We start from the raw sequence: 12336 nt of genomic DNA, 5'->3' as shown, positions 1-12336 counted from the left end.
GGGGTAGGGGAATGGGATTCTTCGACGGGATCAGGGGCAGCCGGGCCCTGCAGTTCGACTCGGGCGGCGCTTCGGCGGCGATCGAGCTGACCAAGCGGCATCCGACGGTGTCGCTCACCAAACAGGGGGCGGTCCACGGGAACCTCCGGGTCAACCTGTCCTGGCGCATGCGCAGCTCGGACATCGGCAGCCGCAGCGGCGGCGAGGGCGGCAGGCTCCTGCGCCACCCGTTCAAGCTGTTCAAGCCCGACATGGTGCAGGCGCACACGCAGGGCATGGTCAACGTCGACCTGGACCTCGGCTGCCTCTACGAGCTGGCCGACGGCACCCGGGGCGTCGTCCAGCCGCTGGGCAACCTGCACGGCGACATCAACAGCCCGCCGTACGTGAAGCTCAGCGGCGACGACCGGTTCGGGGCGCCCTCCGGGGAGACGGTCTTCGTCAACCTCGACCACGCCGACGAGATCAAGCGGCTGCTGGTGTTCGTCTACATCTACGACCAGACCCCGGCCTTCGACCGGACGCACGCCATGATCACCCTGTACCCGATCACCGGGCCACGGATCGAGATCCCGCTGGAGGAGCGGCACCCGCAGGCCCGCTCCTGCGCGGTGCTCACCCTGGAGCACGTCAAGGGGGAGCTGATCGTGCGGCGCGAGGTGAAGTTCGTGTACGGGTTCCAGGCCGAGCTGGACCGGCTGTACGGGTGGGGCCTGCAGTGGGGGCGGGGCTACAAGAGCACCAAGGCCTGACCGGAGCCCGGCCGGAGCCCGGCAGGAGCCCGGCCGGGGCCTGACCGGAGCCCGGCGCGGGCCCCGGCCCGGCGTCAGCGTCGGATGAACTGCGGGCCCTGCACCGGCAGCCGGAACGCCGGGTCGCCGCCCGGCACCGGCACCGGGGCCGGGGACACCGGCTGCGGGTACCCGTACGCCGGCTGCGCGGCCGGCGGGGCCTGCGTCAGCGGCGCCGGCGGGGTCGGCGGAGCCGGCGGGCGCATCGCGGCCGTCTGCTCGGCGGTCGGCCCGGCGGCGGGGGCGGCGGCTGCGGACGAGGCCTCGGCGGCGTTCTCGTCCACGGAGATCCCGTGGTCGGTCGCCAGCCCGACGAGGCCGTTCGAGTAGCCCTCGCCGAGTGCACGGAACTTCCACCCGTCGCCGCGGCGGTACAGCTCCCCGCAGATCAGGGCCGTCTCGGCGCCGGTCTCGGGCCGTACGTCGAAGTAGGCCAGCGGCTCGGAGCCGCCGGTCGCCGTGGCGTCGTACAGCAGGATCCGCAGGTCCCGGACCCGCTCGAACGGCACGTCCTCGGCCGAGGCCACCACCAGGATCCGGTCCACGACCGGCGGCACGGCACGCAGGTCCGCCTGCACGGCGTCGGTGATCCCGTCGCCGACCTGCTTCTTGCCGAGCCGCCAGACGGCCCCCGAGGGGTGCCGGGGCTGGTTGTAGAACACGAAGTCCTCGTCCGAGCGCACCCGCCCGTCCGGGCCCACGAGCAGCGCCGAGGCATCGACGTCCGGCACCTCGGGGCCGCCGGTCCAGCGCAGCACCGCCCGGACCGCCACGGCGGTCACCGGGATGTTCGAGCCCTTCTGCATCGCGTGCGTCATGCCCGTCATCCTGCCCTCCCGGGGCGGCGCGGAACAACGCGGCCCCCCGCAGGGCCTTGTCCCGGACGAAAGACCTGGGCATGGTGCAAGAGGGTTACCTGAACTTCATGTGCTTGAGGAACTCTTGACTCATATTCGTACGTACTATTACCGGCTATTACCGGCCACGCCAGTTGGGCCGCCGAGGCAGTACGGGGGAAGCACATGCGTCACTTTGGGCACGTATCGCCCACCGTCCGTAAGGACCTCTTCCACCTGGAGCCGGCCGAGTTCACCGCCGCCTCGCCCGCCCGCATTCTCGCCGCCGCCCTCGGAGCCACCCTCTACAGCCCCGCCACCCGCCCGAACCTCGCCGGCGACGTCCACAAGCAGGCCGGCCGCGGAGTCGTCTCCATGGTCCTCTGCCTGGAGGATTCCATCAGCGACGCCGAGGTCGCGGACGCCGAGGACAACCTCGTCCGGCAGTTCGCCGCCCTCGACGCCGAGGGCGGGGAGCTCCCGCTCCTGTTCATCCGGGTCCGCACCCCCGAGCAGATACCCGACCTCGTGCGCCGCCTCGGCGGCTCCGCACGAAGACTGGCCGGATTCGTACTCCCCAAATTCACCGAGAACCGCGGGACCGCCTTTCTCGACGCCGTCGCCCAGGCCGAGGCGGAAAGCGGACAGCACCCGCTGTACGCGATGCCCGTCCTGGAGACCCCCGACCTCCTCCACCTCGAAACCCGCGTCGAAGCCCTCGCCGGCATCTCCCGCACCGTCGGCCGGTACCGCGACCGCGTCCTGGCCCTGCGCCTCGGCGTCACCGACTTCTGCTCGGTCTACGGACTGCGCCGCACCCCGGACATGACCGCCTATGACGTCCAGATCGTCGCCGGAGTGATCGCGGACGTGGTGAACGTGCTCAGCCGCGCCGACGGCACCGGCTTCACGGTGACCGGACCCGTCTGGGAGTACTTCCGCAGCCAGCAGCGCCTCTTCAAGCCCCAGCTGCGCCGCAGCCCCTTCCTCCAGGAAGGCGCCGAGGAACTGCGCACCACCCTCATCGAGCACGACCTCGACGGGCTGCTGCGCGAGATCGAACTGGACCGGGCCAACGGGCTCCTCGGCAAGACCTGCATCCACCCCGCCCACGTCACGCCCGTCCACGCGCTGTCGGTGGTCTCCCACGAGGAGTTCAGTGACGCCCAGGACATCCTGCGCCCCGAGCGCGGCGGCGGCGGGGTCATGCGCTCCGCCTACACGAACAAGATGAACGAAGTGAAGCCCCACCGGGCCTGGGCCGAGCGCACCATGCTGCGCGCCGAGGTCTTCGGTGTGGCGAAGGAGGAGGTCGGCTTCGTCGACCTGCTCACGGCCGGGCTCCAGGTGTGAGCCCGCCCCCGGATCCCTCGGATCGCTCGAAGAGCGTGAACGGCTCGAACACGGAGAGAGGCAAGACGATCGACGCGGTGTGGTCGGGAACCTGGGTCGCGGACCGGCTGGGCGTACGCCTGGAGGAGGCCGGCGACCCGGGATCCCCACGGCTGGACGAGCTGCTCGGGCTGGCGCTGCGGCGCAACCCGAAGCGGGCCCACCTGCTGGTCTCGCAGGTGCTGGGCAAGCACGTCCCGCAGTCCCCGGAGGCCGTCTACGCCGCCGGACGCGGACTCGGCGAGCGCGTCCGCGCCCTGCTGGGCGACGACGCCGCCTCCGCGGTGGTCCTCGGGTACGCCGAGACCGCGACCGGGCTGGGCCACTGCGTGGCCGACGGCCTCGGCGCGGCCCCCTACCTGCACTCCACCCGCCGCCCCGTACCGGGCGTGGAGCCCGCCGGCGGGTTCGAGGAGGCCCACTCGCACGCCACCTCGCACCTGCTGCTGCCGGAGGACCCGAAGCTGCTGGCCGGCAGCGGGCCGCTGGTCCTCGTCGACGACGAGTTCTCCACCGGCAACACGGTCCTGAACACCATCCGCGACCTGCACGCCCGCCACCCCCGCGGGCACTACGTGGTCGTCGCCCTCGTCGACATGCGCTCCCCGGCCGACCGCGACCGGCTCACCGCCTTCGCCGCCGAGCTCGGCGCGCGCGTCGACCTGGTGGCCCTGGCCTCCGGCACGGTGCACCTCCCCGAGGGGGTCCTGGCCAAGGGGCAGGCGCTGGTCGAGGAGTACGAGGAGCAGGATGCGGGGGCTGCCCCGTCCGCTTCGGCTCCGGCCGCGGCCCCCGCCCGGCGGGTCGAGCTGGACTGGCCCGACGGGGTCCCCGACGGCGGCCGGCACGGGTTCACCCCCGAGCACCGCGCCCGGCTCGAGGCAGCCCTGCCCGCGCTGGCCCGGCAGCTCGCCGACGCACTCGGAGCCGAGGCCGGGAGGGTCCTCGTACTCGGCAACGAGGAGCTTATGTACGCGCCGCTGCGCCTCGCGCGCGCCCTGGAGGAGTCGGGTGCCGCGGCCGAGGTCCGGTTCTCGACCACCACCCGCTCGCCCGTGCTCGCCGTCGACGACCCCGGCTACGCCATCCGCACCCGGCTCGTCTTCCCCGCCCACGACGCTCCCGCCGACGGGCCCGGCGACCGGTACGCCTACAACATCGCGGGCGCCGGCTTCGACACCGTCGTCGCCGTCGTCGACAGCCACGGGGACACCGGCGCGCTGCACGCCCCGGGCGGGCTGCTCGCCCGCCTGGCCCCGCACGCCGGCCGGGTCCTGCTCGCGGTGGTCCCCTCGTACGCCCCCGACGTTTCCTGCGACGTTTCCTCCGACCGGCGGGAGCCGATCATGCCCGAGCCGATCCTGCCCGAGCCCCTGCGCGGACCCGCCTTCTCCTCGTACGCGGCCGAAGACTGCGGCTGGCTGCTCCAGGACCTCTCCGACGTGGCGCTCGAGGCCCCGACCGAGGAGCGCGAGGAGGCCATCCAGGCGGGCGGCGCGCACTACGCCGAGTCGCTGCCCGTCGAGTACCAGCCGTCCCCCCAGTACCAGGAGCTGTACCGGAGCGCGCTGGCCGCGTCCGCCGCCCGCATCGCCCGGGCCGTCGGCACGGTCACCGAGACGGTCCTCGCCGAGCGGTCCCCCTCCCCGGTCCTCGTCTCCCTCGCCCGCGCCGGCACCCCCGTCGGCGTCCTCATGCGCCGCTGGGCCCGGGCCCGGCACGGCCTGGACCTGCCCCACTACGCCGTTTCCATCGTGCGCGGCCGCGGCATCGACCCCAACGCGCTGCGCTGGCTGGCCGCCCACCACGACCCCGCCGACGTGGTTTTCGTCGACGGCTGGACGGGCAAGGGCGCCATCACGCGGGAGCTGGCGGCCGCCCTTCGCGAGTTCCCGGGCTTCGATCCGGAGATCGTGGTCCTCGCCGACCCCGGCTCCTGCGTGCGCACGTACGGCACCCGCGAGGACTTCCTGATCCCCTCCGCCTGCCTCAATTCCACCGTTTCCGGACTGATCTCGCGTACGGTGCTCAGGTCCGACCTGGTCGGGCCCGCCGACTTCCACGGCGCGAAGTTCTACCGCGAGCTCGCCGCAGCCGATGTCTCCACCGGCTTCATCGACACCGTCGCCGCCCGCTTCGACGAGGTGGCCGAGACCGTCGACGCCGAGGTCAAGGAGCTCCTCGCCGCCGACCGCTCACCCACCTGGGAGGGCTGGGCGGCGGTCGAGCGCATCAGCGAGGAGTACGGCATCCACGACGTGAACCTGGTCAAGCCCGGCGTCGGCGAGACGACGCGGGTGCTGCTGCGGCGCGTGCCGTGGAAGATCCTGGCGCAGCGCGGCGCCGGGGCCGACCTCGACCACGTACGGCTGCTCGCCGAGCAGCGGGGCGTGCCGGTGGAAGAGGTCGACGGGCTCCCGTACACGTGTGTAGGACTCATCCACCCCCGCTTCACGCGCGGCGCCACGGGCGCCGACGGAAAGGCTGTGGCCTCCAAGTGACTGTCCTGGTAGCCAGTGATCTCGACCGCACGCTCATCTACTCGGCGGCCGCCCTCGGCCTGACCATGCCCGACCCGGTGGCCCCGCGGCTGCTGTGCGTCGAGGTGCACGAGAGCAAGCCGCTGTCGTACATGACGGAGACGGCTGCGGCGCTGCTGGCCGAGCTGACCGCCGATCCCGCGGTGGTCTTCGTCCCGACCACGACCCGTACGCGCAAGCAGTACCAGCGCATCCGCTTCCCCGGGCGCCCGGCGCCGTACGCGATCTGCGCCAACGGCGGGCAGCTGCTGGTCGACGGCGTCCCGGACCGGGACTGGCGGCGCCGGGTGGCGGCGCGGCTGGCCGAGGAGTGCGCCCCGCTGGAGGAGGTGCACGGGCACCTGCTGGCCACGGCGGACCCGGCATGGCTGCGCAAGGCGCGGGTCGCGGAGGACCTGTTCGCGTACCTGGTCGTCGAACGCGCCCTGGTCCCGCAGGAGTGGGTCAAGGCGCTGACGGAATGGGCCGACGGGCGCGGCTGGACCGTCTCCCTCCAGGGCCGCAAGATCTACGCCGTGCCGCGCCCGCTCACCAAGAGCGCCGCCATGCACGAGGTGGCCCGCCGTACCGGCGCGTCCACGACCCTCGCCGCCGGCGACTCCCTGCTGGACGCGGACCTGCTGCTGGCGGCGGACGCGGCCTGGCGCCCGGGCCACGGCGAACTGGCCGACGCGGGCTGGACCGCGCCGACGGTCACGCCCCTGGCCGCGGCGGGCGTCCTGGCCGGCGAGGAAATCGTGCGCGCATTCGCCCGCGCGGTCGCCCAGGAAGCCGTCCGTCCGGACGGTGGAGTCGGCACACTGGGCGCATGACCAAGGGCAACAGCACCAAGATCACCGACGAGCTGTACCGCTACGTGCTCGACCACAACCCCCCGCTGGACGAGGTCCAGCGGGGGCTGGTGGCGACGACGTACGAGAAGTTCCCGGACGTGGCCGGCATGCAGTCGGCGGAGGAGCAGGGCCCGCTGCTGGCCTTCCTGGTCCGCCTGACCGGCGCCCGGCACATCGTCGAGATCGGCACCTTCACCGGCTTCTCGACCCTGTCGATGGCGCAGGCCCTGCCGGCGGACGGCACGCTCGTCGCCTGCGACGTCTCGGAGGAGTGGACCGCGTACGGCCGCGAGGCCTGGAAGGCGGCGGGCGTCGCCGACCGGATCGACCTGCGGATCGCCCCGGCGCTGGACACCCTGCGCGCCATGCCGCAGGAACCGCACATCGACATGGCGTACGTGGACGCCGACAAGGAAAGCCAGATCGCGTACTGGGAGGAGCTCGTTCCGCGGCTGCGCCCGGGCGGGCTGATCGTCACGGACAACACGCTGTTCCACGGCACGGTCCTGGACGAGTCCGCCAAGGGCTCGGCCGCAGGGGTGCGCGCCTACAACGAGCACGTCGCGGCCGACTCCCGCATGGAGTCGGTCCTGCTGGCGATCTCGGACGGCATCACCCTGTCGCGCAAGCGCCGCTAGGTCGGGTCAGCAGCAGCCGCCACCACCGCAGCAGCCCCCGCCGGACGGGGCGGGGGCGCTGCTGGTCCCGCCCACGGCGACGGCGGACAGCAGCTTGACGGTGTCGTCGTGCCCGGCGGGGCAGTCGGCGGGAGCGGACGACTCGGCCATGGGCCGGCTGACCTCAAAGGTGTCGTCGCAGGTCCGGCAGCGGAATTCGTAACGAGGCATGGCCCCAGGCTACAGAGCGGTACGGCCCCGCCACAGCCTCAGATCCCGTGCAGGGCGGCGGCGCGTGCCCGGTCCTCCCGTGCGGCCTGCTCGGGGTTGCGGGCGCGCCAGTACGGATTGTCGTGCGGCAGGGCGCTGCCCACCCGCCCGTACATCCCGAACCACATCAGCATCACGCCGACGATGAAGCTGAACAGCACGTTCTGGATCTCGAAGGCCAGGAAGTTCAGGCTCGTGTCCAGCAGGGCGAGATTCACGAACCCGCTGGCGATGAAGGCCAGCCCCAGCACGATGTTGAGGGTGGAGGCGAAGTTCCCGCCGATCACCATCCCGACGAACAGCAGCACCCCGATGCAGATCGACAGGACGCTCAGCGCGCCGTTGGTGTTCAGCGCGAGCACCGTCGCGCCGCCGGTGTCGAAGAACCCGATCTGGTCGATGAGCCCGAGGATCCCGAAGACGACCAGCAGCAGACCCGTCAGACCCGCGCCCACCCGGTACACCTTGCTGAGCTTGTGGTCGGTGGGCAGGTGCTCGTCGAGCCGGGCATTGACGGGATGCGCGACGCGCCGCACCAGGTAGGGGACGTGCGGTGCGGGGACCTCGATCGGAGCATGGGCCACGTACGGCGCGTAATGCTCATGGGGCTCGTGGCACCCGTAGGCCGCATGCGGTGCGGTCACGGGGGGTGCGGGCTCGGGGGGTGCGCTCGCGCGGGGTGCGGCGGACGCACGAGAGGTATGCGAAACATGGGCAGCCATCACGCCCTCCTAGGCTCTGTTCCAGCCACCTCCCAGCATCCGCCCATGCCCACCCCGCGACAAGCGCGTGCCTCGGCCGCTTCCCCGCCTGCGGCGGATGTCGGGCCTCAGCCGCCCCCGCGCCTGCCGCGGATGTCGGAGACGACCCGCCCCACGTCCCCCCGCACCTGCTCCATCTCCTGAAGGAAATGCCAGTAGTCGGGATGCCGCTCCTCCAGCCCGGCGAGCGCCCGCTCCATCCGGGCCACCGACTCGTCCAGCGGCCGCGCATGCCGCGGATCGGGCACACTGCGGCCCTCCATCGCCAGCCGCTGCGCATCCCGGATCGCGAACCGGGTCCGCTGCACCTCCGCCTGCGGGTCCCGCGCCACCGCCTCCAGCCGCGACAGCCGGTCCTGCGCGGCCGACACCGCCTCGTCGGTCGCATCCAGCGCACCGCGGACCGACTCGACCAGCGCCCCGACGTCCGCCCAGCGCTGCTCCTCCCGCGCCCGCGCGGCCTCGCTCAGCTGCTCCTCGGCCCGCGCCACGTCCCGTACGGCCTGGTCCGGCACCTGCTGCAGGTCCTGCCAGCACGCGGCACTGAACCGCCGGCGCAGCTCACTGAGAACCGGATCCACCCGGTCCGCCCGATTGCGCAGCGCCTGGGCACGGGTCCGCAGGCTCACCAGGCGCCGGTCGATCTCCGCGGCCCGCTCCGGGAGCCGCGCCACCTCGGCCCGTATCGCCTCCGCGTCACGCAGGATCCGGTCGGCGCGCTGCACGGTCTCCTGCACCCCGTGCTGGGCGGCACCCTGGTTCAGCAGGGTCAGCTCCGGCCCCAGCGCGGCCAGCCGCGCCGCGAACTCGTCGGCCCGCATCCCCTTGCCGCGCACCTCGTCCAGCGCCGTGCTCGCCGCGAGCAGCGCGGCCCTGGCCCGCTCCCGGGCGGGCGCCACCCGCGCCAGCTGCGTCTCGGCCTTGTCCAGCAACGGCTGCAGGCCCTGCGCGAACCGGTCCAGCTCGCCCTTGACCCGCACGAGCTCGTCCCGCGCCCGCGTCAGCTGCTCCCGCGCCCGCGAGGCGACGGACCCCTCGAGGTCGACGCGGTCGAGGTCGTGCGCATCGACCGCCTCGATGTAGACATGGCTGACCTGGTCGATCCTCTGCCCGAGCGCGGCGAACCCCTCCCCGGCCTGCCGCGCCGCGGGCGACCCGTCGGCGGCCGCGATGGTCTCCATGGAAATCCGCAGATCCCGCTGCGCGGTGTCCAGCTCGTAGAACGCGGCCGCGGCGGCATCCTTCGCCGCCTGCGCATCCGCCCGCCGACTCTCGTCCCGCCCGCCGAACCACCGCCGGGATGCCGTCGTCACAATCCCTCTCCCGTACCGCCTCCGCCATGCCCCGGTCCATTCTCTCCCACGGATGCGGGTTTGCGTGGGGGGTGCGCCCGCCATGTAGGCTGTCCACTCATCCACGGGTGTGTAGCTCAGGGGTAGAGCGCTGCTCTTACAAAGCAGATGTCGGCGGTTCGAAACCGTCCACGCCCACCAGCACAAAGGCCCCCAACCGATCACGGTTGGGGGCCTTTGACATCTCTGTCTGACATCAACGGGCATGTTCAGGGACGGCCGTGCGCCGGGTCCTGAGCAGCCGGTCCATGTGCCCGACCGCCTCGCGCTGCGTGTCCTGGACGACGTGCGCGTACACGTTCATGGTGACCGCGATCTGCGAGTGCCCGAGGATCTCCATTACCACTCGGGGCGGGACACCGGCGGCGGTCAGCAAAGTCGCCGTCCCGTGCCGCGCGTCGTGCAGTCGAATCACCCTCAAACCGGCGTCCTTGGCTACTCGAGTGAAAGACCGGTACACATTCCGCGGCTCGACGGGCCGCCCGTTCCGCGTCGTGAAGACGTACCCGGTCTCCTGCCACGTTTCCCCGGCCTTGGCCCGCATCTCCGTCTGCTTCATCCGCTGCCACCGCAGGGGAGCGACACATATCCCGGGCAGGGGGAGAGTCTGTCGGCGGCGGCGCCCCTTGGGGTCGTCCTCGTAGGCCTCTCCACGAACACGCTGTCGCTGGCTCCGAACCCGGATCTCCCGCTTCTCCAGGTCCACGTTCTCCCACCGGAGCCCGACGAGTTCACCGCGTCGCAGGCCGAGGGCAATGGCGAGGACGAAGGCGGGATACAGCGGGTCCTTGCGTGCGGCGGCGAGGAAGTCGAGGGTCTCGCCCAGCTCCCAGGGCGACATCTCGCGGGACTGGACCTTGGGCGGCTCGACGAGTGACACCACGTTCCGGCTGATCAGTTCCTCTCGGCAGGCGGCGGCGAGGGCCGTCCGCAGCACCCGGTGCGACTCCTTGGTGGTCGCCGCGCTGGTCTGCTTCTGCAGCTGCACCAGGGCCCGCCGTACGTCGGCGACGCTCAGGGACTCCAGCCGCTTGGTGCCGAGCATCGGCACCAGGTAGAGCCGGACATGGGTCTCGTACTTGGCGTAGGTCGTGCGCTTGCGGTGCGGCTGCACGATGTTCTCCAGCCAGTACGGCAGCCACTCGGCGAGCTTGGCCGACCGGGTGGGCACGGGCACGCCCTGGTCCACCTTGGCGAGCAGCTCGCGGCGCTTGGCATCGCACTCGGCCCAGGTCTTGCCGTAGGCGAACTTCCGGGCCCGGGTGCCATCGGGCTGGAGGACGTACACGGCCGCCTGATACCGCCCGTCCTTCCGCTGGGTGATGGTGCCAGCTCCATTGGGATTGCGCTTGCGCTGGGCGGCCATCAGGCAGCCTCCTCGATTTCGTGGTCGATGAACTCCCGGACGGCGTCCGCGGGGATACGGCGGGCCCGGCCGATGGTGATGGACACGAGCCGCCGGGACCGGATGAGGTCGTAGACGGTCGAGCGCCCGAGCTTGAGCCGCCCCATGACCTCGGGCACGGTCAGCAGTTCGGCAATGGGGGTGGTCATGACTCGGCTCCTTCCAGGGCGAGTTGGTCGTGCAGGGCCTCTCTGGCCGTCTGCCGGTTGAGCTGGATGTCGCGGGCGATGGACGCGGCGAGGACTGACTCACCGGGGGAGTGGCCGTGGCCGGCGTACTGCCAGGAAGCGAGGACAAGAACGGTGTCCGGCTCGATGTCGCCGAGGCCGCGGGCTTCGCGCTCTTGGGCTGCGCGGTAGTCGGCGCGGGTCTGGCGGAGGGCGCCGAGGGTGGTGGAGTACTGGCGGGACTTGGTGGAGAAATGGCCGCGGAAGCCGAGCATGTGGGACCAGGCAGCAAGGCGGCGGTCCGGGTAGAGCGGGTCCAGGTCGAGGCAGGCCGCGATGAGCCGGGCCGTGTGCTCGGACACGTCCAGGAGCACCAGGGCCTCGCGGTTGCCGATGGGTCGGTCGAGAGTGCCCGTGTTCTCCGCCGCCTTGGTGGCGTACTTGGCGACGTACGAGGCGACTGCCTGCTCGGTGATGTTGGATCCGTCTCCGAACGCCTTGATGGGGCGTACGTCGAGCTGAGTGCCCCACCGGAACGTACGGGTGGGCTGGTCTCCGGCGCCGGGGAGGCTCACCGAGGTGTAGGAGTGGGCGACAGCGGCCCGGATCGAGCGATCAAGGAGTTCCGTACTGGCCCAGTGCGGTGGAGGGCTGGACGGGCCATCTGCTCCATCGATGCGGATCACTGCGTGGAAGTGGATGGCTCCGCGCTTTTGGAATTCGGCGACCTTGCCGTAGGAGATCCGGGCTTCCTCCTTCAGCTCGCGTTGGGTCAGTCCGGCGTAGGCGGCGATCTCTCGGCGCAGGCGGGTGGTGAAGCGCTGCCAGAGCTGCCCGGCGTGGTTGTTGAAGAGCACTGCGGCGGCGTAGTCATAGGTGTTCGGGGCGAGGGCAGTACCGAGTTCGGGCGCGTCCTCCTGGTGGTGCTTGCCGCAGCGGCACGGGCGGCCAGCGGGGCGGTTGTGGACCGGACCGAAGGAGGGTGCGGTGAGGGTGGCGAAGACCCGGGGGTGTTCGCGCACCGTGGCAGGGATCTCCCGGCGTTCGTCCCCCGCGAGACCGGCCCGGATCAGGTGGTACGTGTCTCCGGCGTACGTCCAGGCACAGGCCGGGCAGCGGGAGGCGCGGCGGTTGCCGCAGGCGATCCGCAGTCGGCCACCGGGCTCGTTCTGAGTGGAGTAGCGGTGCAGGGTCTCGCCGGAGGTCTTGTCCTTGGAGACGGTCCAGCCGGTGATGTGGATCGGGTCGGAGCAGCCGCCCGTACGGCGGATCTGGTCCTCCCAGCGGGCGTAATCGGGGGCCGCGGCCACCTTCAGCATTTCACCGAGGATGCCCGGGGCGGGGTGGTGCCGGGACATGATGGAGCTTCCTT

12 protein-coding genes and 1 tRNA gene are annotated in these 12336 nt (G+C 71.9%); 6 read left to right on the top strand and 7 right to left on the bottom strand.

Annotated features, from left to right (window positions below; genetic code table 11):
- Positions 1 to 11: 11 nt before the first annotated feature.
- Positions 12 to 752, top strand: coding sequence for a Tellurium resistance (locus ACFYXK_RS02935; RefSeq protein ID WP_389409536.1), 741 nt, complete (start codon positions 12 to 14; stop codon positions 750 to 752).
- Positions 753 to 826: 74 nt separating this feature from the next.
- Here ACFYXK_RS02935 and ACFYXK_RS02930 read toward each other — a convergent pair whose 3' ends face one another.
- Positions 827 to 1609 carry a TerD family protein gene (locus ACFYXK_RS02930; protein WP_389409535.1) on the bottom strand — a complete coding sequence of 261 codons (783 nt, stop codon included), beginning with the start codon at positions 1607 to 1609 and terminating at the stop codon, positions 827 to 829.
- 204 nt (positions 1610 to 1813) lie between these two features.
- Here ACFYXK_RS02930 and ACFYXK_RS02925 point away from each other — a divergent pair, with 204 nt between their 5' ends.
- The 4 genes from ACFYXK_RS02925 to ACFYXK_RS02910 are packed head-to-tail and all read left to right on the top strand — an operon-like array spanning position 1814 to position 7030.
- Positions 1814 to 2980, top strand: a complete 1167-nt coding sequence (locus tag ACFYXK_RS02925; RefSeq protein ID WP_389409534.1) for an HpcH/HpaI aldolase/citrate lyase family protein — start codon at positions 1814 to 1816, stop codon at positions 2978 to 2980.
- Between the two features lie 35 nt (positions 2981 to 3015).
- Positions 3016 to 5520 carry a phosphoribosyltransferase gene (locus ACFYXK_RS02920; protein ID WP_389409533.1) on the top strand — a complete coding sequence of 835 codons (2505 nt, stop codon included), beginning with the start codon at positions 3016 to 3018 and terminating at the stop codon, positions 5518 to 5520.
- Positions 5517 to 6371, top strand: coding sequence for an HAD family hydrolase (locus tag ACFYXK_RS02915; RefSeq protein WP_389409532.1), 855 nt, complete (start codon positions 5517 to 5519; stop codon positions 6369 to 6371). The genes ACFYXK_RS02920 and ACFYXK_RS02915 overlap by 4 nt, the downstream gene beginning before the upstream one ends.
- Positions 6368 to 7030, top strand: coding sequence for an O-methyltransferase (locus ACFYXK_RS02910; protein ID WP_389409531.1), 663 nt, complete (start codon positions 6368 to 6370; stop codon positions 7028 to 7030). The genes ACFYXK_RS02915 and ACFYXK_RS02910 overlap by 4 nt, the downstream gene beginning before the upstream one ends.
- Positions 7031 to 7036: 6 nt before the next feature.
- Here the strand turns inward: ACFYXK_RS02910 and ACFYXK_RS02905 are convergent, their stop codons facing one another.
- The 3 genes from ACFYXK_RS02905 to ACFYXK_RS02895 form a co-directional block, all read right to left on the bottom strand.
- On the bottom strand, positions 7037 to 7240 hold the full coding sequence (locus ACFYXK_RS02905; RefSeq protein WP_389409530.1) for a zinc ribbon domain-containing protein: 204 nt from the start codon (positions 7238 to 7240) through the stop codon (positions 7037 to 7039).
- Positions 7241 to 7278: 38 nt separating this feature from the next.
- Positions 7279 to 8001, bottom strand: coding sequence for a DUF4383 domain-containing protein (locus ACFYXK_RS02900; protein ID WP_389409529.1), 723 nt, complete (start codon positions 7999 to 8001; stop codon positions 7279 to 7281).
- A 107-nt stretch (positions 8002 to 8108) separates the two neighbouring features.
- Positions 8109 to 9353, bottom strand: a complete 1245-nt coding sequence (locus ACFYXK_RS02895) for a hypothetical protein (RefSeq protein WP_389409528.1) — start codon at positions 9351 to 9353, stop codon at positions 8109 to 8111.
- A 105-nt stretch (positions 9354 to 9458) separates the two neighbouring features.
- On the opposite strand from ACFYXK_RS02895, the gene ACFYXK_RS02890 reads away from it, so the two are divergent.
- Positions 9459 to 9533, top strand: a tRNA-Val gene (locus tag ACFYXK_RS02890).
- A 55-nt stretch (positions 9534 to 9588) separates the two neighbouring features.
- Here the strand turns inward: ACFYXK_RS02890 and ACFYXK_RS02885 are convergent.
- From ACFYXK_RS02885 to repSA, 3 genes are read right to left on the bottom strand one after another with little or no spacing between them, the layout of a single operon-like run.
- Positions 9589 to 10758: a tyrosine-type recombinase/integrase gene (locus ACFYXK_RS02885; protein WP_389409527.1), complete on the bottom strand. Its 1170-nt coding sequence runs from the start codon at positions 10756 to 10758 to the stop codon at positions 9589 to 9591.
- Entirely contained in the window at positions 10758 to 10946 is a 189-nt protein-coding gene (locus tag ACFYXK_RS02880) for a helix-turn-helix domain-containing protein (RefSeq protein ID WP_389409526.1), read from the bottom strand. The genes ACFYXK_RS02885 and ACFYXK_RS02880 overlap by 1 nt, the downstream gene beginning before the upstream one ends.
- Complete coding sequence (repSA, locus tag ACFYXK_RS02875) at positions 10943 to 12322, bottom strand: replication initiator protein RepSA (RefSeq protein WP_389409525.1); 1380 nt, start codon at positions 12320 to 12322, stop codon at positions 10943 to 10945. The genes ACFYXK_RS02880 and repSA overlap by 4 nt, the downstream gene beginning before the upstream one ends.
- Positions 12323 to 12336 lie beyond the last annotated feature (14 nt).

The organism is Streptomyces sp. NPDC002209 (genome assembly GCF_042890265.1).
Taxonomy (GTDB): domain Bacteria; phylum Actinomycetota; class Actinomycetes; order Streptomycetales; family Streptomycetaceae; genus Streptomyces.
This window is presented reverse-complemented; position numbering and strand designations above follow the sequence as displayed.